The sequence below is a fragment of the Siculibacillus lacustris genome (genome assembly GCF_004328075.1).
Lineage (GTDB): Bacteria > Pseudomonadota > Alphaproteobacteria > Rhizobiales > Ancalomicrobiaceae > Siculibacillus > Siculibacillus lacustris.
In genome coordinates this window covers 1-20,263 of sequence record NZ_SJFN01000052.1, presented here as the reverse complement: position 1 = coordinate 20,263, position 20,263 = coordinate 1, and the positions used below count along the sequence as shown (strand labels likewise).

General features: G+C 60.2%; 24 protein-coding genes and 1 pseudogene. 13 read left to right on the top strand and 12 right to left on the bottom strand.

The features are described 5' to 3' along the window. Together EYW49_RS21485 and EYW49_RS21480 are read right to left on the bottom strand one after the other, a co-directional pair. Positions 1-199, bottom strand: a 199-nt coding sequence (locus tag EYW49_RS21485; RefSeq protein ID WP_131311680.1) for a transposase, incomplete at its 3' end; no start/stop codon positions are given. Between the two features lie 16 nt (positions 200-215). Beyond that, on the bottom strand, positions 216-1,010 hold the full coding sequence (locus EYW49_RS21480; protein WP_165498368.1) for an Eco57I restriction-modification methylase domain-containing protein: 795 nt from the start codon (positions 1,008-1,010) through the stop codon (positions 216-218). 32 nt (positions 1,011-1,042) lie between these two features. Between EYW49_RS21480 and EYW49_RS21475 the strand changes: the two genes are divergently transcribed. Beyond that, positions 1,043-1,878, top strand: a protein-coding gene (locus EYW49_RS21475) for an IS5 family transposase (protein WP_228259709.1) whose coding sequence is annotated in 2 segments (ribosomal slippage) — positions 1,043-1,445 and positions 1,445-1,878 — 837 coding nt in all. Because the reading frame shifts where the segments join, the coding sequence is not laid out codon by codon here. A 431-nt stretch (positions 1,879-2,309) separates the two neighbouring features. Here EYW49_RS21475 and EYW49_RS23685 read toward each other — a convergent pair. Then, positions 2,310-2,840 (bottom strand): annotated as a pseudogene (locus EYW49_RS23685) (type IIL restriction-modification enzyme MmeI); the annotation flags it as partial. 834 nt (positions 2,841-3,674) lie between these two features. Here EYW49_RS23685 and EYW49_RS21470 point away from each other — a divergent pair. The 6 genes from EYW49_RS21470 to EYW49_RS21445 all read left to right on the top strand — a co-directional run bounded on the left by EYW49_RS21470 (position 3,675) and on the right by EYW49_RS21445 (position 8,291). Then, entirely contained in the window at positions 3,675-4,340 is a 666-nt protein-coding gene (locus EYW49_RS21470; RefSeq protein WP_131311678.1) for a nucleotidyl transferase AbiEii/AbiGii toxin family protein, read from the top strand. Further along, on the top strand, positions 4,337-4,630 hold the full coding sequence (locus EYW49_RS21465) for a hypothetical protein (protein WP_131311677.1): 294 nt from the start codon (positions 4,337-4,339) through the stop codon (positions 4,628-4,630). The genes EYW49_RS21470 and EYW49_RS21465 overlap by 4 nt, the downstream gene beginning before the upstream one ends. Then, positions 4,627-5,172, top strand: a complete 546-nt coding sequence (locus EYW49_RS21460; RefSeq protein WP_131311676.1) for a recombinase family protein — start codon at positions 4,627-4,629, stop codon at positions 5,170-5,172. Before EYW49_RS21465 ends, EYW49_RS21460 begins: the two co-directional genes overlap by 4 nt. A 155-nt stretch (positions 5,173-5,327) precedes the next feature. Next, positions 5,328-6,818 carry a hypothetical protein gene (locus tag EYW49_RS21455; protein WP_131311675.1) on the top strand — a complete coding sequence of 497 codons (1,491 nt, stop codon included), beginning with the start codon at positions 5,328-5,330 and terminating at the stop codon, positions 6,816-6,818. Positions 6,819-6,952: 134 nt separating this feature from the next. After that, positions 6,953-7,342, top strand: a complete 390-nt coding sequence (locus EYW49_RS21450; protein WP_131311674.1) for a DUF2513 domain-containing protein — start codon at positions 6,953-6,955, stop codon at positions 7,340-7,342. Between the two features lie 22 nt (positions 7,343-7,364). Then, positions 7,365-8,291, top strand: a complete 927-nt coding sequence (locus tag EYW49_RS21445; RefSeq protein WP_131311673.1) for a tyrosine-type recombinase/integrase — start codon at positions 7,365-7,367, stop codon at positions 8,289-8,291. On the opposite strand, the gene EYW49_RS21440 is transcribed toward EYW49_RS21445, so the two are convergent. Continuing rightward, entirely contained in the window at positions 8,234-9,208 is a 975-nt protein-coding gene (locus EYW49_RS21440) for a reverse transcriptase family protein (RefSeq protein ID WP_131311672.1), read from the bottom strand. The two genes, EYW49_RS21445 and EYW49_RS21440, sit on opposite strands and share 58 nt — an antisense overlap. Next, positions 9,198-9,512 (bottom strand): helix-turn-helix transcriptional regulator, encoded by a 315-nt coding sequence (locus EYW49_RS23755; RefSeq protein WP_131311671.1) that lies wholly within the window; start codon positions 9,510-9,512, stop codon positions 9,198-9,200. The genes EYW49_RS21440 and EYW49_RS23755 overlap by 11 nt, the downstream gene beginning before the upstream one ends. Positions 9,513-10,468: 956 nt before the next feature. Here EYW49_RS23755 and EYW49_RS21430 point away from each other — a divergent pair. From EYW49_RS21430 to EYW49_RS23680, 4 genes are read left to right on the top strand one after another with little or no spacing between them, the layout of a single operon-like run. Further along, positions 10,469-10,852 (top strand): type II toxin-antitoxin system RelE/ParE family toxin, encoded by a 384-nt coding sequence (locus EYW49_RS21430; RefSeq protein WP_131311670.1) that lies wholly within the window; start codon positions 10,469-10,471, stop codon positions 10,850-10,852. Next, complete coding sequence (locus EYW49_RS21425; protein ID WP_131311669.1) at positions 10,849-11,187, top strand: helix-turn-helix domain-containing protein; 339 nt, start codon at positions 10,849-10,851, stop codon at positions 11,185-11,187. Before EYW49_RS21430 ends, EYW49_RS21425 begins: the two co-directional genes overlap by 4 nt. 3 nt (positions 11,188-11,190) lie before the next feature. After that, positions 11,191-11,448 carry a helix-turn-helix domain-containing protein gene (locus EYW49_RS21420; protein ID WP_131311668.1) on the top strand — a complete coding sequence of 86 codons (258 nt, stop codon included), beginning with the start codon at positions 11,191-11,193 and terminating at the stop codon, positions 11,446-11,448. 20 nt (positions 11,449-11,468) lie between these two features. Continuing rightward, positions 11,469-12,137 carry a type II toxin-antitoxin system TacA family antitoxin gene (locus EYW49_RS23680; protein WP_131311667.1) on the top strand — a complete coding sequence of 223 codons (669 nt, stop codon included), beginning with the start codon at positions 11,469-11,471 and terminating at the stop codon, positions 12,135-12,137. Between the two features lie 26 nt (positions 12,138-12,163). On the opposite strand, the gene EYW49_RS21410 is transcribed toward EYW49_RS23680, so the two are convergent. The 7 genes from EYW49_RS21410 to EYW49_RS21380 all read right to left on the bottom strand — a co-directional run bounded on the left by EYW49_RS21410 (position 12,164) and on the right by EYW49_RS21380 (position 15,989). After that, the gene (locus EYW49_RS21410; protein ID WP_131311666.1) at positions 12,164-12,496 is read right to left on the bottom strand and encodes a type II toxin-antitoxin system HicB family antitoxin; all 333 of its coding nucleotides are present in this window, start codon (positions 12,494-12,496) and stop codon (positions 12,164-12,166) included. Then, the gene (locus EYW49_RS21405) at positions 12,493-12,753 is read right to left on the bottom strand and encodes a type II toxin-antitoxin system HicA family toxin (protein WP_131311665.1); all 261 of its coding nucleotides are present in this window, start codon (positions 12,751-12,753) and stop codon (positions 12,493-12,495) included. Before EYW49_RS21405 ends, EYW49_RS21410 begins: the two co-directional genes overlap by 4 nt. Before the next feature lie 49 nt (positions 12,754-12,802). Next, on the bottom strand, positions 12,803-13,030 hold the full coding sequence (locus tag EYW49_RS21400) for a hypothetical protein (RefSeq protein ID WP_131311664.1): 228 nt from the start codon (positions 13,028-13,030) through the stop codon (positions 12,803-12,805). Positions 13,031-13,204: 174 nt separating this feature from the next. Then, positions 13,205-13,522: a helix-turn-helix domain-containing protein gene (locus EYW49_RS21395; protein WP_131311663.1), complete on the bottom strand. Its 318-nt coding sequence runs from the start codon at positions 13,520-13,522 to the stop codon at positions 13,205-13,207. Continuing rightward, complete coding sequence (locus tag EYW49_RS21390; RefSeq protein ID WP_228259708.1) at positions 13,515-13,916, bottom strand: type II toxin-antitoxin system RelE/ParE family toxin; 402 nt, start codon at positions 13,914-13,916, stop codon at positions 13,515-13,517. Before EYW49_RS21390 ends, EYW49_RS21395 begins: the two co-directional genes overlap by 8 nt. 190 nt (positions 13,917-14,106) lie before the next feature. Next, entirely contained in the window at positions 14,107-15,687 is a 1,581-nt protein-coding gene (locus tag EYW49_RS21385) for a type IV secretory system conjugative DNA transfer family protein (RefSeq protein ID WP_228259707.1), read from the bottom strand. Further along, a complete protein-coding gene (locus tag EYW49_RS21380) occupies positions 15,684-15,989 on the bottom strand; it encodes a mobilization protein (RefSeq protein ID WP_131311662.1) in 306 nt (101 codons plus the stop codon). Before EYW49_RS21380 ends, EYW49_RS21385 begins: the two co-directional genes overlap by 4 nt. A 263-nt stretch (positions 15,990-16,252) precedes the next feature. Between EYW49_RS21380 and traA the strand changes: the two genes are divergently transcribed. Together traA and EYW49_RS21370 are read left to right on the top strand one after the other, a co-directional pair. Next, positions 16,253-19,777 (top strand): Ti-type conjugative transfer relaxase TraA, encoded by a 3,525-nt coding sequence (traA, locus tag EYW49_RS21375; protein ID WP_206365529.1) that lies wholly within the window; start codon positions 16,253-16,255, stop codon positions 19,775-19,777. Positions 19,778-19,786: 9 nt separating this feature from the next. Continuing rightward, the gene (locus tag EYW49_RS21370; RefSeq protein WP_131311660.1) at positions 19,787-20,080 is read left to right on the top strand and encodes a DUF6118 family protein; all 294 of its coding nucleotides are present in this window, start codon (positions 19,787-19,789) and stop codon (positions 20,078-20,080) included. The last annotated feature ends 183 nt before the right edge of the window (positions 20,081-20,263 follow it).

Genomic DNA, 20,263 nt, shown 5'->3' with positions numbered 1-20,263 from the left:
GCGCGTTCTCCACCGCTTCGGCTTTCCCGGAGAAGACGCCTGACATTCCGTCGACCGCCTGCTTCTTCCACGCGCTGATCATCGTCTGATGGACGCCGTACTTGACCGTCAGCTGCGCCACGGTCGCCTCGCCCCGGATCGCCTCCAGCGCGACCTTCGCCTTGAAATCTGCCGAATACCGCTTCCGCTTCCCCGTCATCGGGATCGTCCTTCTCTCAGGTCGACCCAAGCTTACCGAACTGCCCGCCCGACGGGGACCACCTCACAATGAACGGAAGGTATAGGTCAAAGTTGCCAGTCTGGCAGCTCGCATACCTCGGTAGTCCGTTCGTATACCTCGCATTGCGCAGGAAGTCAGCAGTCTCCGGATATACCTTCTTGAAATTTTGAAGCTTTACGTATGGTGGGTTTCCCACGATGCAGTCAAAGCCCGGACCGTCGGGCTGCTTCGTGTCAAATACGGTAGGAAATCGCTCATCATAGTCGAACGCATTGATCGTTTCTATGGTCACTGCCGTAGCAGTGAGCAAGTCCGCCTTAAACGTGTACACCTCACTGCTGACGAGTGAGTTACCCTCGACAATGTTGGTGTCTAGGTTTGAAAGGGGCTGATCGGATTTGGCCGTGTGTAGCCAAAGCGCAAGCCGCGCGATCTCCACTGAGGCCGGGTTGATGTCGACGCCAAAAATGTTTTGTGAAAGGATATGGCGGATTTCATCGTCAGCTTTGAAGTCGAAAAGTCCCTCGCGCTTGCCGCCGGTTACCAACGCCAATTCGCGTTGTGTACGGCGCCGTTCCCGCAGGAGAAATTCTAATGTATGAATCAGGAAGGCGCCTGATCCGCAGGCCGGGTCAAGAACCGTAAAGCGGTCAAGCCGCGCTTGGAAGGCTTGGACGGCTGCGGCATGCTTCCTAAAAGCCTCGCTACGCTTGGATGGTTCACGCGCCCACTGCTTGGCTAAGAGCCTGACCCAAAAGGTCGTTGCGCTCGGCGAGGTTGCGTGATTCACCGATTCCGAGATGTTTGGAGCGGTGATTTGGGATGTGGACGGCGGAGCAGCAGGCAATCCATCGGCGGGAAAGCGAGCGTTTTCCAAGCAATCTGACGGATGCGGAGTGGTGGCAGCTCGCCCCGTTGATTCCACCGGCCTCGCCAGGTGGGCGGCCGCGCAAGACCGACATGCGGGCGGCGATGAACGCCATCTTCTACCTGCTGCGCACCGGTTGCCCGTGGCGCTACCTGCCTTCCGACGGGTTTCCGCCGCGCTCGACGGTCTACAACATCTTCCGCAAGTTCCAGCGAGACCGAACCTGGGACGCCATCTGGGCCGAACTCCACATGGTCTTGCGTGAACGCGAGGGGCGCGAGGCCAGCCCGTCCGCCGCCATCATCGACAGCCAGTCGCTGAAGGCGGCCGAAAAGGGGGCGGTAAAGACGACGCAGTGGGCTACGACGCCGGCAAGAAGGTAAAGGGCCGCAAGATCCACGCCCTCGTCGACACTATCGGCCTGCCGATGCGCGTCGTCGTCCATTCCGCCGGCATTCAGGACCGGGACGGGGCGGCGTTGGTCCTCGACAAGATCCGTAACCGCTTTCCTTGGCTCGAACTGGTCTGGGCCGACGGCGGTTACAATGCGCATCAGGTGAAGGATGCGGTCGCCGCGGTGCCGACCCTGCGCATGGAGATCGTGAAGCGGACCGACGACATGAAGGGCTTCGTCGTCCTGCCGCGCCGGTGGGTGGTCGAGCGCACCTTCTCGTGGTTCGGTCGAAACCGCCGACTGGCCAAGGATTGGGAGAACCTCGCCGAGACGCTCCACGCGTTCGTCACCCTCGCCGCGATCCAACTCGGCATCAGGCGGCTCGCCCGAAAGTAGGCTTTTGAGTCAGGCTCTAAAGTCTCTTCGTCGCCCTCTAGGTCGAAGCTCCAGCCGAGATCAGATCGGATTTCGTCAAGTCGCGCGCCAAGGGTTTCGGCTACGACCCGTTCAACCACCCACTCGGGTGTGTAGTATACGCCGTCGCGCTTGCGCTTTGATACATCGGTGAGAGATGCGCGGCCGTCCTTTTCTGCTTCCAGCGCCTCAAGCTCGGTAATAGACTGTTCGAATATGCGGCCGAGCGTGTATAGCGTCACAGAAGAGCCGGAAGAATTTGCGGTGCCAAAATTATAAGAACCGGCGAAGTAGAGTAACGTTAAGCGGTTAGATTGAAGGGCCGTGTCATTTTCGCCCTGCATTTTGGCGCAAAATGCTTCATTGGGTATATTGAGCGCGTCCAGATCGGCATCGGCCGAGAAGAGGCCGCCGTTGAACCTATTGATCTTATGAGAAAGAAATTTTCGGCCGAGATTCATGGCGTGGAAAAGTTCTTTGAGCTTGTTCCACGCGTCATACTCGTCCGGCTGAAAATATGGGGACTTGCTTAGGTCGCTCAAATAGTCGCGCAAAGCGTTCGGCGGGAAACTGAGTTGTTCACCCATGTCTTCACAAAACATGACGAATATACAACGGTCAATGAGTTTCTGGGCTAACCGTACAAGTCGCCCCTTTGTACTGGTAAAGTCGGGGTTATGGGCAATCAAGAGGTCCACGAGGTGTTCGCGGTATGCCTTATATTCAAGATAAAAGGCTTTTTCGATCGCCTTTTCTTGGAATCGCTGGTCCTTCAGCAGCTTCAAAAGAGGAGATGGGCCACCAGCCGTGAGGAGACTGTCCGCGTGAAAAAGATGGGCGAACAAGAAGCGTTGAAAACTGGCAGCCTCACCGTCAGCAAGGAGTGAAACGCCCTCGTCTGTAGTGCCTTTCTTGAGTACAAAGCGTTGATATTGGCTCGGCATTGTGTTTCGCCAATACAGACGAAACTCATTCATATCCGAGACGATGCCCCAAGTGGGGAGGATCGCCTCGTTACCGTATAGGGGCTTCATTGCCTCGCGAAGGTAGTCGGCACATTGCTTGACGGGCGAGCGGTTATTTCCTTTTCGCTTCTGCGGACCATCGAGGTTTGAGCGTACGTCCTTAAATTCGCAAAGTACTTGGGGTGTGGCAGGAATTCCTTCGCGGTCGAAGAAGCCAAGTGCGGCATCCGCTTGGCCAACAGCGCCACCAGCCCCCGCACCAGAGACCGGAAACTGAGAGTAACAAGTGAAGCCATGTTCGGCGTGCGATTTGCCGCTTGGCGTGTAGCCCCATATCGTCTCAAAAAAGAGATTAATAAAGGTGGCTTCGGCAGAGGTTTCCTTTTGAAAGGTCTTGGCAGACCATTTTAATAGACGCTCTTTGAGGTCTACGTCAGCGGGACTATTCTGGAAGAGCCTAAACTCCGCATCGTAAACCGCTCGGAGATAGGAGTCGGACAAGAGCGTCTGGTAGCTTTCAGCCATAGAAATATTGTCCGATTGGTGTGTTTGGAGGGAATTCTATCTGGAATAGAGGGAGGTGGTAAGTGCGCATGCCCGTTCTACAGGCACCGATTGCGGTCGAAAAGCCTCTAATCGTCCATCCGGCAGCATCCTTCTAAGCCGCGCGACTTCCGTGCATCGGCACGGAGTGAGAGGCGATGTTGCGTATGTCACTCTGATGGCCGTGCGAAACTCGTGATTTTTGCACCAAAACCAAGCATCTGGTTTGATTTCTCTTTTCAGGTGCATATATCCGGTGCATATTGAGGCATGTTCACACCTAGCCTCGACATTCTCCCTGACCCTCAGCGGCGGCTCTGGCCGGAGCTGGCTTCGACCCCTCACGCCTTCACCCTCTACGGCGGCACCGCCATTGCCCTGCGGCTCGGGCACCGGTTCTCGGTCGACTTCGATTTCTTCTCGACCGTTCCCTTTGTCCCGGCCGAGCTGAACGTAGCGCTGCCGTATCTGAAGGGCGGCACCCTCCGGCAATCCGCCGCCAACACCCTGACCGTGTCGGTAGACCGTGGTGGGCCGGTGCAGCTCTCCTTCTTCGGAGGGCTCCGGCTCGGGCAGGTGCAGCCTACCGAGCTGGTGGAAGGCCCCGCGTTCCCGGTGGCATCACTGGTCGACCTCTCTGGCATGAAGGTGGCTGTTGTCACCCAGCGGGCTGAAGTGAAAGACTACCTCGACCTCCACGCCCTGCTGACGATCGCTCGCATCGACCTGCCGACCATGCTGGCGGCGGCAGCCATCATTTATGCGGAGGAGTTCAACCCGCTCATTTCGTTGAAGGCGATCAGCTATCACGACGACCCGGCGCTGAAGGAACTGCCCGCCAGCATCCGAAAAGACCTTTTAAGGGCCGTTCGTGCGGTCGACGTCCACGCGCTGCCGCATCTGGCGGCGGTCAAGGTGAGGGAGCCCCGCGCATGAAGCCGCTCCCCTACAACGCCGACCTGCTGGCGGTCGCCCCTCGGGTGATCTGGTTCGAGGCGCCGGAAAAAGCGCTGACCGATCCGGTGCGGTTTCTGGCCTACGTGATGACCTACGGCACCCCGGATGACGTGGCCGTGGTGCGCCGCTACGTCGGCGACGACGGCTTTCGGGAGGCCGTGGAACAGGCTCCGCCAGGTATCATGGACGCCCGCTCGTGGGCCTATTGGAACGTCATGGCCGGGAAGGACGACATTCCGCCCATGCCTGCCCGGAGGCTCCCTGAATGATCTACGGCTATGCGCGGGTCTCAACCGACGGGCAAAGCGTTGCCGCACAGGTGGAGCATCTGACGGCGGCCGGAGCGGAGAAGGTGTTTCAGGAGACGGCGAGCGGTGCGAAGACCGATCGCGCCCAACTCCGGCGGATGTTGGCCGTGCTCCAGCCCGGCGACGTCATTATGGTGACGCGCCTCGACCGGCTGGCCCGGTCGACCCGCGACCTTCTCAACGTGCTGGCCACGGTGACAGAGAGGAAGGCGGGTTTCCGGTCGCTCGGCGACCAGTGGGCCGACACCACCACGCCCCACGGCCGCTTGATGCTGACAGTGTTGGGAGGGCTCGCCGAGTTCGAGCGAGAGCTGATCCGCGCCCGCACCGGGGAAGGCCGCGACCGCGCCCAAGCCCGTGGCGTGAAGTTCGGCCGGAAACCCAAGCTCACGCCGCACCAAGCCGGCGAGGCTCTTGAACGCCGCGCGGCGGGTGAGATCGTGCGAGACATCGCCCGGTCGTTCAACGTGTCGCACAGCACGATATCGAGGCTGCGGCCATGACGGCGGTGCATCTGGAACGAGTTGTTTCTACTGCTGCACTTCTCCGGCGCATAAATTCAATGCATAATAATCCCGCAAACGGGAGCGACTGTCGATTATGCCGGAGTCTCCGCCAGCGGTCGGCATGAATAACGTGAAATTGCAAAGGTGATTTTATGTCGACATTTATTAGTGACTATTTCGGTATTGATGCAGATATTTTTGAAGAGTACGGGGCTTTAAATATTTCAATCGTAAACGACCTTCCTCTATTCATTGATCCATTCCTCCTGTTCCATAGTGACAAGGCGGAATATGCCGAGCTTCACGAAGCAATCATCAATTATTTAGTGTTTCTGCGGGATCGCGCGGCCGCTGGTGTTGTCAATGATGGTGATTTGCGAAACTGGTATTGCTTTAAAGAAGTTAAGCAGAACTGGCTGGGTTTCTCGGTGTCAGGAAACGGAGGGGCTGGTCTCGGAATGGATTTCGCCAGAAACCTACACGCCAACCTCCACGTCATTTTCGCGAACTTCGGCGATGAGCAGATTACAGAGAGCAGCCACCTGGAAAAGGTGTGCTTGGTTTCGGACGGAGTCGGACGAGACAATATAAGTGATTTTACGACCAACCTGATCAAGGAGTACCTTTGTAAATATACAGAGGTATTTGCAGCCGCTCATTTGCCGCCTGGGGCGGTTAGGGAGGTATGGGTTGAGCGTGCCTTCTTCGATTACAATACCCAAACCTGGGCGCGAGCCAAATACAAGCTGCCATGGGTTAACGGCGACTATGTCATTCTGACGCCTAAGGATATGCTCACCCGCGACGAAAATTGGATCAACAAAGGGGATCTAATTTCCGGATTTGAGAATGTTCCGACAGCTATTCCGGATATGCAGCTGCGATCGGCGGTGTCCAACTATTTCGAGAACGCGCTGAAACGGCGCCCGGCGGAACCGGGAAAGAAGGAACGAGAGCCCACACAGGAAGAACGAGCTAAAGCGGCCGTTGCAACGATGCGGCACTTTCCGGAAATTATTGATTATTACATTAGTCTAAAAGAAAAAAATGGTGATGAAGCGTCAGATGCAAGTGCGGAAAAAGTGATGGCAATTGAATACATGTTTATAGGGCAGTTAAAATCGTTGCAGGCGATGCTTGTGGCGGACACGAAATTTTATGAAGTTGGGCGAACCTCATATGAAGAGGCTCACGCACGCCTAGCGTATCTAAAGGACGTAATCGAAAACAAGGGTGGACACCGGTTCTTCTACGACGATAAGGGTGTTCCTATTGAGCGCGAGAAAGATTTACATGTCCTTTTTCGATTAGTTTGGTTTGGAACACCCTCTGATTTTGGAGCAGAGGCCAACGATGGCCGCGGTCCGGTCGACTTTAAAATAAGTCGTGGCACAGAAAAGACATTGGTAGAGATGAAGCTTGCGAAAAACACCAAGCTGGCAAAAAATTTGGAGAATCAGGTCGAAATATACCAGAAGGCCAGCGATGCCAAGGCGGGAATTAAAGTAATTATTTATTTCACCTTAGGTGAATTGGTGAAAGTCAAAGGCATCCTGAAGGACCTTAACCTCAGTGACAGCCGTGACGTGGTGTTGATTGATGCCCGACGTGACAACAAGCCGTCGGCCTCCAAAGCAGCTTGATCAGCCCGCGACGAAAACGGAAACCATCTCCCGATGAAAGCCTCGGCATAGTCAGACGAAGCATCGTATGGCGTGCTTGTCACATCCCTCATATATCTGATAATGTCCTTTATCATGTATATAGAGGGGCAGCGATGCAGCGCGATATGGATCTGATCAGGGAGTTGCTCCTGAAGCTTGAGGCGCTGCCCCTGCCGTCTGGCGCAAACATGTATCTTCAACCGGAAGACGAAGAGGTCGCCGTTCCGGAGCATTCAGCCGACCAGATCGCATATCATCTGGATCTGATCCAGAACGCCGGGTTTTTGGAACAATCACGCTCGAACCCAGCCAGGGGGATCATGTTTTGTGGCCTGAGCTGGGCCGGGCACGACTTTCTCGATTCCGTGCGCAACCCGGAGACCTGGGCAAAAACCAAGAAGGGCGCGCTCGCCGCAGGCGGGTGGACAGCCGACATCCTGAAGGATCTGGCGAAGGGCTTCATCAAGAAGCAGATCGAGGAGTACACGGGTGTCAAACTCTAACGCCCTCGTTCCCGCCACCGCCATGGCTCCCGCCCTGATCGCCGGCTCTGGCGATCGGGCGGCGTATCGCTTTCTGGAGTTCTTCACCGCTCACATTCGCAACCCAAACACCCGCCGCGCCTATACGGGCGCCGTAGGCGGGTTTTGTCGCTGGGCCGAAGGAAAGGGCGTCCGCTCCCTCGAAACCGTCTCCTCGGTGCATGTGGCGGCTTGGGTCGAGCAGCTGGGGCGGGATGTTTCACCGCCGACCGTGAAACAGCAACTCGCCGCGGTGCGGGCGCTGTTCGACTGGCTGGTGACGGGCGGCGTGATGCCGTTCAATCCGGCCTCGGCCGTGCGCGGGCCGAGGCACTCCACGAAGAAGGGCAAGACGCCTGTGCTGGTGCCGGAGGAGGCGCGGGCGCTGCTGGACAGCATCGACGCCACCACACCGGCGGGCCTGCGGGATCGCGCCCTCATCGGCCTCATGGTCTATTCGTTCGCGCGGATCGGCGCGGCGCTCTCAATGAAGGTGGAAGACGTCTACGTGCAGAACCGGCGCCTGTGGGTACGGCTGCACGAGAAGGGCGGCAAGGTGCATGAGATGCCCTGCCACCACAATCTCGAGACCTGGCTCTCGGCCTACATCGACGGGGCGGGGCTTGCCGCCGATCCCAAGGGGATCTTGTTTCGGACGCTTCAGCGGGGCACCTACCGGCTCTCCAGGTCATCGCTCAACCAGAGCAACGCCCATGTGATGATCCGCCGCAGAGCGGCGGCGGCGGGGATTGAGACGCTGATCGGGAACCATACGTTCCGCGCCACCGGCATCACCGCCTACTTGAAGAACGGCGGGACGCTGGAGAAGGCGGCGGCCATGGCCAATCACGCCTCGACGCGCACCACCCAGCTCTATGACCGTCGATCGGACGAGGTGACGCTCGATGAGGTCGAACGGGTGGTACTTTGATAGTATCCAGTTGGCGTCGGTATGGCGTCGGTCGTGGGCTGGCCCGGATGGTTTTTGATTTGGTTCTTTTGCGCGTTTCGGCCTTTAAGTTCGTTCGTGATTTTAAGCCGCTCCCGCAATTTCTTCTCCTTCCCCAATTTGCGTTGGGCGATGACAATGCTCCGGTGCTGCCGGTTTGGGATCAGAAGTTGGTTGTTGGCGACGATAACGCCGGTGATTTCGACCGGCTTCATGATTTTGCTGCGCTCCTTCTTGGCACTGTACTGATGCCCGTGCCGTAGCATGGTTGCCTTGATGTCGAAGACGAGCTCGCCCGGCACGACGTCGCCAGAAATCGTCAGATCATCAGCGTAGACCGACAGCTTGCACCCGCGTTGCTTTACATGCGCTTCGATCTCTTTCCACATATCTACGTAGCAGAAATAGGCCAGAGCCGGGCTGCAAGGGCTTCCCTGTGGCAGCGATCCGTTTCGCGTGGCGATATTCTTCAGGATAACGGCAATATCTGGAGAGCATTCGAACCGTGTTTTAAAGAACCAGATAACCTTATTTGCGGTGCAGGACGGAAAAAAATCCTCTATATCGAGCAGATGAACGGCCGTCGCTCCAATATGTACCGCCGCATTGTCAACATAAGACCTACCTTTTACGGGAGCGAACAGAAAGTCAGGTGGAGCGATGCGCTGGAGAAGATCAGAAATACGTTTCTGAACCTTCTTCAAATCATCGCGTGGTGCACTAATCATGCGCATCCCGCCACTCTTTTTTACCTTCTGGAACGAATAATAGAGGTCAGCGCCTGCCGCTAGCTCCTTTAATTTTGGAAGCCCAATAAACAGCAGTTTCGCGAGCTTGTTTTTTGAGTTCAGGCGAAAAAATGGACTTTCACGTTCAGTGTAGCCCATATTAGGATTCATGTTGATGAACCTTAGCCTTCTCGTCGATGAAATTTAGTATCTGTATGATTTTTGAGGCAATAAATTTTCTCTTATTCGATCCTTTCACGCTCTTGTCGGCGGACAATTGTTCCGAAAAAAACAAGATTGATGATGAAGGAATACTAAACTCCTTTGAGTACTTCTCAATGACTTCAAGTGTTGGCGATTTCTTGCCGCTTTCAAGCTCGGAGATGTAGGACTTTGACACGCCAATCCGATCAGCCAGGTCCGTCTGCTTCGCGTCGTGAAAAACGCGGATGAGCCTCAGGGCTTCGGAAAGCATAAAGATATCCTCAATTCTGTATAATATTTTGAAAGAGACACATTGGGAAGCGATTTATCCATCACGGCCATCGAAAGAGGAATCCCACCATTGCCAGAGGCGGTAGGCAAGTATTCCTGCTTTAATCAACCAGCGTAGAAGGCGAGGATTACGAAGCCATTTGGCCAGTACATCCCCGTTTTTCAATCGCCGTCGCTGTAGATCGTCCTTCTCAACAGACATATGCCTGTCTCCTCTGCTGCTTACGGCTTGATTGCCGTAATGTCGTCGCCAGCAAAGGTTGGAAACAGCGACTGAACCCAAGTGCCAAAGATCCGCCTGTCGTTGGCGGATCTTGCTTCGCCGTCGCGGCCCGGCCCAGAGGAGAGCCCGGTGGCGGCGGATAAGCGGTAGAGAGGTTGCCCTCTCCGCGTACTGCCTTGCGGCGGTACTGGATGAAACGACTTCTACTTCCGTAGCTCCGATCTGGATCACGAGATAAGGCGTTTCATCATCCACGTCAACGAAAAAAGTTCGCTCACAGCGAATATTTACAATCGTGCGAAGCGAGCGAAAGTGCCTCCAAGGTGGCAGGACAAAGGCTCTTCCGCCTCGCATTTTCCTGTTCGGTGCCAAGCGGCCGATGCACGAGCGGCAATGGCCAAGGAGCTGTTCGACATCGCCGTGGTGGGCGCTGCCATGGCCACAGCGGCGGCGGAGGGGGAAACCCAGTTCCTGATTGCCCCGCCGGAGCCCTTCGACCTTCAGGCGACGGCCGCCGCCATTGCCCTGACCTACCTCCTAAAAAAAGGGGTACATGCTGCTGGGTCCCACAAACGAGCCTGCTCGGGCCGGAAGAGCCGCCGTTTATCAGCCTCGTGGTGCGGTTGGAGCTTGGCACCGCGCCGGAGGTATCCGATACCCCTGTCAGGAAAATGCCTTGACAAATATGAGTTTATACTCATAAAATAGTACAGATGGAAAGGTTGCCCCGCCCTGCTCGCGCCCTCCGTTGGATCGGTTCCAGTCGGAAGGAATACGGAGATTTTCCCCCTAAAGTGCAGGATTGCTTCGGATTCGAGCTGTTTCTGGCGAAAACGGGTCAACACCCTCCGTCCGATAAGCTTCTGAAAGGTTTAGGTAGCGGTATCGTTGAGCTCGTAGAAGATTTCGACGGGGACACCTGCCGTGCTGTCTACACGGTACGCTTTGAGACAGCGGTCTACGTGCTTCATGCCTTCAAAAAGAAGTCGAAGAACCGGATAAAAACCTCGCAAAGCGACATTGAATTGGTCAAGAAGCGCCTTCGGGACGCTGAAGCCGACCAAGCAGCACGAACGAAACAGGAGAGTGGACAATGAAAACGGAACGGATTGAGGTGCACGAAAGCGGCCCCAATATCTTCGCCGATCTCGGTCTACCGGATGCGGACAACCACTTTCTGAAGGCTCAGATTGTCGCGGAGCTGTACCGCCTCACCAACGAACGAAAACTGACGCAGGCGCGGGCTGGCGAGCTGATGGGTATCAGCCAGCCGGAAGTGTCCCGCCTGTTCAAGGGCAATTTCCGGGAATATTCCGTCGATCGCCTGATGACCTTCCTCACCGGGTTCGACCGTGATGTCGAGATTATCTCTCGTCCGCGCGTTGCCGACGGCGATCGGGGGCAGATTTCTTTCCGGCCTGCGATTGCCTGACCCATGAGCGACGGTTCTGAAGTTCCGCGGGGCACCGGCAACGTGTTTGCCGACCTTGGCGATGCCAATGCCGACGCGAAGCAGCTCAAGGCCCAGCTCGCGGTTGAAATCATCGCCACGCTCGACCGGCAGAGCCTGAGCGTCCGGGAGGCTGCCGAGCTGGCGCATGTCGACCCCGCTGACATTCAGCGCATCCGAAAAGCCGACCTGTCCCGGTTCACGGTGGATCGCCTCCTCCACATCCTCGCGGCAGCCGCCTGAAATCAACGAAAGCCCTTCTGATGCCCATTCCCCGCGTCTCACAGAACGACCTGCTGGCCGCCCCTGAAAGCGTGCTGACAGCTGCCGAACGGCAGGCCGTCTTCATCACCGAGGGCAGCCGTGACCGCCTCGCTCTGGTGCCGCTGCCGGAATACGTTCGCCTGTCCGGCCGTACCCTCGACGGCAAGGATGTCGACCCGTACATGGCGGGTCTGATCGCCCGCTTCCATCAAGAAGAGCCGACCCGCTTCACCAGCACGCTGGAGGTCGACCTGGAACCCGAGCTGATCGACTGCGTGAACGCCGAAGCGGCGGCCTACGGATGTTCGGCCGACGTCGTCGTGAATGCCGCACTCCAGCTTCTCTTCGACGAGAAGGAAGCCGAGGCGGAAGATCAGAAAACCGAACGGCTCACCCTCGACGTTTCAGCCGACGACAAACAGCTTCTCATGACTGCGGCCAAGTTTGCTCACCAGAGCCTGAACGACTTCATCGTCGAGAACGCCGTTGCAGAGGCGCACAGGGTCTTGGGTTCCCCTGACCCCGCCCTCGACGCGGCCTTGGCACGCGGGATCGCCGACGCCGAAGCGGGCCGCGTCCGCCCGGTCGACGAAGTCTTTTCGGAACTGAAAGCGCGGTACGCGAATAACGATCCTGCCCCTTCCCGAAAGGAACCGGAGAAAGACTGAGGTGGGAGTGGTGCCTCAGCTTGGCATCACAACACCGCGGCACGCTCGAGGGTGGCTGTAACCCACTTGTTGAGGCTGACGCCAGCCCGCTTGGCTGCCGAAAACACCGCCTTGTGCAACGCCGGGTCGGCCCGTACGACGAATTGGCCGGAGAAGGGCTTTTCCGGCTCCTCGCCACGCTCTTTGCAGAAGGCCAGATAGTCCTCGATCGAGTCCTTCAGGGCATCCTTCAGCTCGGCGACGGATGCCCCCTGAAAGGTGATGACATCACGGAGATTGATCACCTCGCCATGGAACAGCTCGGCCTCGTCATCGAACTCGATGACGGCCTCGTAGCCCTTGTAGCTCATCATGGTCATGGTCTTACCTCCGCTTCAGTCAGGAAGCGCCTCACCGACTTGACCGCCCCCTTGTCGGTTTCCTTCTGGGGGTGGGGACGATGGAACACGGCGCGCACGCCGTTCAAGGCGATGCGCACCCGCGACCCCTGCCCTTCGCTGATCTCCGCGCCGCAGGCCTCCAACAAGGCCTCGATATCGCGCCAAACGATGCCGGCGCGCACGGGATCGGTGAAGATGGCTTCAAGGATCGCCTGATGCTTCCTGCTCAGTTCCATATAGTATCACTTTTCAATATCACTGACAAGAATCCTGACATGCTCCGGCTTACCCTACCTCGTCAACGGTTGGGTCGGGAATGGCGGCGGGCATCCGCCCGTACTTCGCTTTCAGAAAGCAGACGCGCTCGTCAGACGAAAGGCCTTGGCGGTCCATATCGTGGAAGGCCTGGAGCATAGTGAGATCAGGGGCCAGCCCCTCGACGGCGCTGATCTTGTCGAAGTGCGTGGCGCCCAGCACGAATATGCTGATACCCGGTTTCGCGGTCGGGGACATTTTCGGTACCATGAGGAGACCCTACCACATCAGGCTACACTTGGCAGCAAGACTAACACGTTGAAACTACAAGCACCACCGAAGTACCTACCCCCTGTTGAGGCCTCGCATTCCGGTCATCGGCATGTCGATCGATGCCGGATTCCTCAGAGACTTTTGGGCCTGTTGAAGAATTTAGGCGACTTTGCTGAGCCCGTGTTTGGCGACCAGAGAGAGCAGTTTGAGGGACGCGCCTTGCGGGTGCTTTTCGCCGCGCTCCCACTGACTGATGAGGCTCGTGGTGACGTTGAGGTAGCGGGCGAACACGGCTTGGCTGGCACCCTCGCGTTCACGTAGGGTGCGAATTTCTCCGGGAGCGAGCGGACGCACAGGCGTAAGGCACGCCTCGTCAAACTTCCGCATCGTCTGCTTGTCCATGACGCCGGCCGCGTGCAGCCCTTCAGCCGTTTCGTGGATCGAGGCCATTACCAGGCTGCGATACTGCTTAGCCATTGCATATCACCTCCATCAGGGTTCCGTTCACTATGGCTCTCGCCAGGGTGTCATCGTCGTAGGCCATCATCTCGGCCGCGAGCATCTTGAATGCCTCGAGTTCATCGTCCCGAATGTTGTCCTGTTCATTCTTGGCAAAGCCGTGAACGAAAAAAGCCCTCTCGCGTAGGCGGAACAGGACGATCGTCCTAAATCCACCTGATTTGCCGCCGCCCTGCCGGGCGATCCGTTGCTTCACGACGCCGCCGCCGAGATCGGCATCGACGAGGCCCCGCGAAGCGTCGTCAATCGCCGCGCACAGGACGTCATCGGAGATGCGAGCCTTCCGGGCAAACCTCGCAAATGACTTGTTCTTAAATACCCGCATAGCCTCAGCCTTCAGCCCATCGGGCATCAATGGTCATTTTATAGCACACAGTGCGATAGAGGGGAATGGTCGAGGTCGACTGTCCGCGCGTGCTCAGAGCCCATATTGCTGATTGGCCAGCGTCGGCCATTCGACGAGATCGGGCTGCAATCCGACACCCCGGAAGGCCGACATGCTGTTGGATGTCGATCGTCCCGGGCGAGTTTCATCTGCCGCCTCACGGCTCATCGAACGCCCCCCTGAACTCGCGATCGGCGTAATACCGGATCTTGTCGACCCAGGCCGGATGCTTCCCGCTCTGCATCAGGATCATGCCGGTCTCGGGAAGCCGCATGATCTCGTCGGGGTTGATGAGATTACCGGCGGCGACGTGTTCGGAGAACGTGTCCCGGCCCTCGGAGTAGGAATCGGTGAAGTAGCGGACATCGGTCTTGCCGATGGTGCGGGCGATCCAGTCGGCGGTGTCGAGGTCGTTGACGCCGAAGAGCTGCAGGACACCGGCGTTGGAGAGGAAGGTGCCGGCGCGGGCGCCGTAGGTGGCGCGGAGCTGGTGGATGTCCTGGAGGATGGGCCAAAGCTGAACGCCGTATCCGGCCATGAGCCCCATGGCACGCTCGACGGGGGCGAGGTGGCCGAGGGCCGCGAACTCGTCGAGGAGATAGAGGATCGGAGCTTCGGGTTTCGTGGGATCACGGGCGACGTCGAGGAGGCTCTGGGTGACGAGGAGACGGAGCCAGCGGGCGTAGGTCGAGAGGCGATCGGGCGGAAGGACGAGGAAGACGGTGGCGGTGCGTCGTTTGAGATCGGCGAATGAGAAATCCGATCGGTCGAGAACGGCGGTCATGCGGGGGCTGTCGAGGAAGTGGGTGTGACGCTGAGCGACGGAGAGAACGCCGGCGGCCTCGCGATCGGATTTGCCGAGGTGACGGTTGGCGGCGCGGGCGACGAGGCCGCCGACGGCCGGTGAGGCCTGCATGGTCTTCAGGAGGTTTGAAAACGCCGCCGGCGCCAGGGTGAGATCTTCGCGCAAGGTGGCGAGGGTGCGCCGTGGCGACGGCTCGTGGGCGACGATGTGGAGGAGGAGACCGGTGACGAGGGCCTTGGCCTCTTCGTTCCAATGGGCCTCGCCGCCCTGCCCGGGTTCATCGGCGATCAGGGCATCGGCGAGGGTGCCGGCGTCCTCAGTGACATCGAGGCCGAAGGGGTCGAGGCGGTCGAGCGGATTGAAGGCATCGGAGACACGTCCGGTGACGCCGAAGGGATCGAGAATGTGGACGGGCCCGAAGCGCTCGCGGGCGCGCAGGGTGACCTTGGCGTTCTCGCCCTTGGGGTCGATGCAGATGACGGAGCGGTCGAGGGTCAGGAGATTGGGGATGATGGTGCCGACGCCTTTGCCGGTGCGTGTCGGCGCCATGGTGAGGAGATGGGCTGGCCCGTCGTAGCGCAGCAGTTTCTTGGTCACGGGATCGCGACCGACGAGAAGGCCGTCGCGCAACCGGGTGGCGGCGTCGATCTCCTTGCGGTTTGCCCAACGGGCGGAGCCGAAGAGCGCATCGGGATCGGGCACGAACCAGAAGCCTTTGACGAAGCCGGCGACGGCCGCGACGACGGGCGCGGCCTTGACGACGAGGACGGCGATGTGGCGGGTGGCCATCGCGGTCGGCGTGAACCACAGGATGGTCGAGTACCAGGCCCAGAACAGCAAGGTGGCGGAGAAGACGAGCCCCCAGAACAGGCACAGGCCGCCCCAATAGAACCCTTTGCGCAGCCGCTTGCGCAACGCCTCGTCGCGGATCACGCCGAGGCCTCCGGCCCCACCTGAACGGTGAGTTCTGCATCGATGGACGGTTTCAGGAGATCGTCGAAGAGCGGCTTGTCGGAGTCACGGGTGAGGAAGCCCGGGAGTTCACGCCGGAGCCAGTCGCGCAAGCCTTTGGAGACGTCATCGTGGCCGGCCTCGAGGCGATGGAGGAGGAAGGCGCCGAGGAGAACCTTGCGACGGGTATCGCTCGCACGGTTCTGTTTGGTGAGGCGCGCTTCGAGCGCCTTCTTGCGGGCGTCGAGCTGAGCGATCCGCTCCTCGATGGTGAGCCGTGCCACGGGAACTCCTCCTGCTTCGTGATCAGTGCGTGCAGGCATAGACCCGCACCCGTCGACGGATCAAGTGCACCTGCCCTCCCCTTCCGATTGAAAGTTGCGACATCAGTCTCTCAAAACAGCAAGCCGCTACAGTACGGCACGGCGGTTCCAGGACCTCCCTACCGTAGGCGGATGAGCGTCAGCGAAGAAGGCACAAGGGCGCACTTACGAGTTGCTGTGCAACTCAGATGCGGTTAGACGTGAAATCGGCCGGAGGGTGTCGCTTGGCGATCTATCATTGCAGCATGAAGCCGATCTCGAGATCGAGTGGGCGCAGTGCCGTCGCCGCTGCCGCCTATCGCTGCGCCGAGCGTTTAACCAATGAGCGCGATGGAATCACCCACGACTTCACGCGGCGCGGCGGGGTCGATCATTGCGAGATCGTTCTGCCGGATGGGGTGAATGCCGATTGGGCACGGGATCGATCGGCGTTATGGAATGCGGCGGAGTTGGCGGAGACGCGCAGGGATGCGCGTGTCGCCCGTGAGTTCGAGATCGCCCTCCCCTTCGAGCTGACGGCGGAACAGCGGTTGGTGGCGGTGCGTTCCTTCGCCCAGGATCTGGCGAACCGCTACGGCGCGGCGGTCGACTTTGCGATCCACGTGCCCCATGGCGAGGGCGACGTTCGCAACCACCATGCCCATGTGATGATGACGACGCGCCAGGTGACGGAGAGCGGGCTCGGGGGCAAGTCGTCGATCGAGCGAGAGAACAAGTGGCTTCTCACGCAGGGACTGGCGACGACGGACGTTCAGCTTCGCGATATCCGCCAGTCGTGGGAGAGCATCGCCAACGTCGAGTTGGCGCGAGCGGGACTGGATGTTCGCATCGATCATCGCAGCCATGCCGACTGCGGGTTGGAGATCGAGCCGACCGAGCATGTCGGTGTTCATGCGACACAGATGGAACGGCAGGGGCTCCCGGTCGGCCGGGTGCGGCTCGATGCGGCGGCAGCCGAGCGCAATGCCGCGCTGATCCGAGAAAAGCCCGAGCAGGTGCTGACGCTGATCACGCAGGAGAAGAGCGTGTTCGATCGGCGCGACATCGCGCGGGCGCTGCACCGGGCGATCGATGAACGGCAGGAGTTCCAGAACGCCTTCGCCTCGGTGATGACGTCACGGGCGCTGGTCGAGTTGCAGCCGGAGCAGACGAACCCGCACACCGGCGAAGTGATGCGTGCGCGCTATTCCACCCGCGAGATGATCGGGCTCGAGACCGGCATGGGGCAAGCGGCGGAGCGATTGCACCAGGCGCGCGGCGCCGGCGTCGATCGGCGGCATGTGGACCGGGCGATCGAACGTCAGGATGCGGCCATTCGGTCGAGCGTTTCTCACGACCTGGAGCGCAAGGTCGCGCGTGGCGAGATGGACGGGGCCGAGCGGGATCGCCGCGTTGCGGGAGCGCGTCTGTCGGACGAGCAGCGGCGGGCGATCGAGCATGTCACCGGGCCGGAGCGGATCGCCGCGGTCGTCGGGTTCGCCGGCGCCGGCAAGTCGACGATGTTGGCGGCGGCGCGTGAGGCTTGGGAAGCGCAGGGCTACCGGGTTCACGGTGCGGCGCTGTCGGGCAAGGCGGCCGAGGGATTGGAGGAATCGTCCGGCATTGCCAGTCGAACGCTGGCGTCGTGGGATCTCGGGTGGCGGAACGATCGTGGGATCCTCCTGCGCGACGACGTCTTCGTGATCGACGAGGCGGGCATGGTGGGCAGTCGTCAGCTCGCCCGCTTCGTCGACGAGATCGAGGCGCGCGGGGCGAAGGTGGTTCTCGTCGGCGATCACGAGCAGCTGCAGGCGATCGGCGCCGGCGCACCGTTCCGTGCCATCGCCGAGCGGGTCGGACACGTCGAGCTCTCGGACATCCGCCGGCAGCGGGTGGACTGGCAGCGTGAGGCTTCCGTCGCCTTCGCCACCCACAGGACCGTCGAAGGTCTCGCCGCCTATCGGGCGCGGGGTGACATTCGGTTCGAGGACACGCGGGACCAGGCGCGATCGGCGATCGTTCGCGATCTCCTCGCGGATCGAGAGGCGCGCCCGGAGGGAACTCGGGTCGCCATGGCGCATCGCCGTGCCGATGTGCGGGCTCTCAACGACGACATTCGCGCATCGCTTCAAGATCGCGGGATGTTGGCGAAGGGGGAAGCTGCCGGCGAGCTGGTGTTCGAGACCAACGACGGGATGCGGTCTTTCGCGCCCGGCGATCGGATCGTGTTCCTGGAGAACAATCGAGATCTCGGGGTGAAGAACGGCATGCTCGGCACCGTGGAAGCCGTCGAGCCGGGCAAGCTGGTCGCCCGGCTCGACGGGGCGGCAGCGCTCGGTTCAGGGGATGAATTGCGCGCCGTGTCGGTCTTCACCGACACCTATAACGCGATCGATCACGGCTATGCCACCACGATCCACAAGACCCAGGGCGCGACCGTCGACCGGGCCTTCGTGTTGGCGTCGGAGACGATGGACCGGCATCTGACCTATGTCGCGATGACGCGTCACCGGGAGAGCGTGCAGCTCCATGTCGGCCGTGACGTGTTTGCTGATGCACCGGCCGGGCGCTTGGTCGCGCACGGCCGGGCGCCCTACGAGCACGATCCGAAGAACCGCGACAGCTACTTCGTCACGGTGGACACCGCCGCCGGCGGGCGCCGCACGGTGTGGGGTGTCGATCTCGAGCGGGCGATGTCGGAGGCGCGACCGGCGGTGGGTGCAACGATCGGGCTCGAGCGCACCGGGTCGGAGGAGGTTCGCCTTCCCGTCGGCACCATGGTCGAGCGTCACGCCTGGGCGGTACACGACGCCGACGCCCTCGCCTATCGCCAGCTCGAGGCTCGACTGTCGCGATCGGGGGCGAAGGAGACGACGCTCGACTATCCGCAGGCCGCCGCCGATCGGGCGTTTGCGGAACGGCGTGGGATCGCCGAGCGTCTCGGCATCCGCAGCGAGATCGAGGTCGAGCTGGGCACGCGTGAGCGCGGCGTGTCGGCGCGGGAGCATTCTCCCACGGCGGCGGCACGCGAGACGGTCACTCCGCCTCGACGCAGCATGTTCGACGGGTTGAAGCTCGGGGCTGGCCGTGGGGCGCAGGTGCCGCCGCGTGCGACCGTGGTGCCGGCGGTGGATCGAAGCCCGGCCGAGGCACCGGCGCAGACGCCCGACCGTCTGCTGGAGCGGGTTCGCTCGGCCTCGGCCTTCGAGAGTGCCATCGACCATTATGCCCGGGCCCATACCTCCATCTCGACCCAGCTCGAGAAGCGCCTCCCCGTCCTCGAGGGTCAGAAGAAGGATCTCAATGTCGCCGAACAGGCGCTCGACCAGGCTCGGCCGGGTGCGCTCGATCTGATGCGCTCGGCCCTGCGCCACGATCCGCAGATGCAGCAGGCCATGGTTGCGCTCACCGGTCGGGAGCGTGTCGGCCGTCTCGCCGCCGGCCTCGAGGCCGAGCGGGCGGCGTCCGCCGATCCCCACGTTCGCGCCGAGCGTTTCGTCGCCGACTGGCGTGAGCTGAAGTCCGCCTACGAGCGGGTTCCGACCTGGCCGAAGTTCGACGGCGAGCGCGCTGTGATCGCCGAGAAGATGCGGGCCATGGGGCAGAGCCTTTCCCTCGACCCGCAAATGGCCTCCCTCCTCGACGGCCGTCGTCGCGACCTCGGGGTTGCCGAACGCGTCCAGGAGACCGAAGACCTCGCCCGCGATCTCGATCGCAGCGTCACCGAGAAACAGCGCAGTCAGGATATCGGGCTCGGGCTCGAGAGGTAAGGGTTGGGAATGACGGACGACAGCAGCAGAAACCTCCCGTCGAACGATGCAGACGCCAACGATCCGGCGGCGGCCTTCGAGGCGTTGCGGCGCACGATCGAGACCCAGGGCACCGCGATCGGCGCGGAGATGACGATCATCCGGCGCGGCCTGGAAACCGCCTTCGATCAACTCGACAAGATCGGCCAGCCGACGGACTACGGCGCCGATCTCGGTCGCATCGTGCAGCAGCTCGCTGAGGTTGCGGGTTTCGGTAATGTCCGGACAGCGTTTTCGGTAATCTCCGGACAGCTCTTTCACTAATTCCCGGACAGCAATTCCGGTAATTCCCGGACAGTTTTGATGGCCGGTTCTCGGCTGCGCCGTTTGGCAGGTTGGGCTCTCACGAAGAAGAGAGGCCGACATGCCCAGACGGAAGCAAGCGAGACGAACGACCGTGAGAGATATCCGGACGATCCTGCGCCTGACCCATGAGCAGGGCCTATC

What these genes read in the sequence shown, in the direction of transcription:
- EYW49_RS21440 (WP_131311672.1), bottom strand. Translation starts at nt 9,208, where the DNA reads ATGAATCCTAATATGGGCTACACTGAACGTGAAAGTCCATTTTTTCGC.
- EYW49_RS23755 (WP_131311671.1), bottom strand. Translation starts at nt 9,512, where the DNA reads ATGCTTTCCGAAGCCCTGAGGCTCATCCGCGTTTTTCACGACGCGAAG.
- EYW49_RS21445 (WP_131311673.1), top strand. Translation starts at nt 7,365, where the DNA reads ATGGCTCCCGCCCTGATCGCCGGCTCTGGCGATCGGGCGGCGTATCGC.
- EYW49_RS21410 (WP_131311666.1), bottom strand. Translation starts at nt 12,496, where the DNA reads ATGACCATGATGAGCTACAAGGGCTACGAGGCCGTCATCGAGTTCGAT.
- EYW49_RS21370 (WP_131311660.1), top strand. Translation starts at nt 19,787, where the DNA reads ATGACGGACGACAGCAGCAGAAACCTCCCGTCGAACGATGCAGACGCC.
- EYW49_RS21470 (WP_131311678.1), top strand. Translation starts at nt 3,675, where the DNA reads ATGTTCACACCTAGCCTCGACATTCTCCCTGACCCTCAGCGGCGGCTC.
- EYW49_RS21460 (WP_131311676.1), top strand. Translation starts at nt 4,627, where the DNA reads ATGATCTACGGCTATGCGCGGGTCTCAACCGACGGGCAAAGCGTTGCC.
- EYW49_RS21465 (WP_131311677.1), top strand. Translation starts at nt 4,337, where the DNA reads ATGAAGCCGCTCCCCTACAACGCCGACCTGCTGGCGGTCGCCCCTCGG.
- EYW49_RS21395 (WP_131311663.1), bottom strand. Translation starts at nt 13,522, where the DNA reads ATGGCTAAGCAGTATCGCAGCCTGGTAATGGCCTCGATCCACGAAACG.
- EYW49_RS21400 (WP_131311664.1), bottom strand. Translation starts at nt 13,030, where the DNA reads ATGTCCCCGACCGCGAAACCGGGTATCAGCATATTCGTGCTGGGCGCC.
- EYW49_RS23680 (WP_131311667.1), top strand. Translation starts at nt 11,469, where the DNA reads ATGCCCATTCCCCGCGTCTCACAGAACGACCTGCTGGCCGCCCCTGAA.
- EYW49_RS21455 (WP_131311675.1), top strand. Translation starts at nt 5,328, where the DNA reads ATGTCGACATTTATTAGTGACTATTTCGGTATTGATGCAGATATTTTT.
- EYW49_RS21390 (WP_228259708.1), bottom strand. Translation starts at nt 13,916, where the DNA reads ATGCCCGATGGGCTGAAGGCTGAGGCTATGCGGGTATTTAAGAACAAG.
- EYW49_RS21425 (WP_131311669.1), top strand. Translation starts at nt 10,849, where the DNA reads ATGAAAACGGAACGGATTGAGGTGCACGAAAGCGGCCCCAATATCTTC.
- EYW49_RS21405 (WP_131311665.1), bottom strand. Translation starts at nt 12,753, where the DNA reads ATGGAACTGAGCAGGAAGCATCAGGCGATCCTTGAAGCCATCTTCACC.
- EYW49_RS21420 (WP_131311668.1), top strand. Translation starts at nt 11,191, where the DNA reads ATGAGCGACGGTTCTGAAGTTCCGCGGGGCACCGGCAACGTGTTTGCC.
- EYW49_RS21430 (WP_131311670.1), top strand. Translation starts at nt 10,469, where the DNA reads ATGGAAAGGTTGCCCCGCCCTGCTCGCGCCCTCCGTTGGATCGGTTCC.
- EYW49_RS21450 (WP_131311674.1), top strand. Translation starts at nt 6,953, where the DNA reads ATGCAGCGCGATATGGATCTGATCAGGGAGTTGCTCCTGAAGCTTGAG.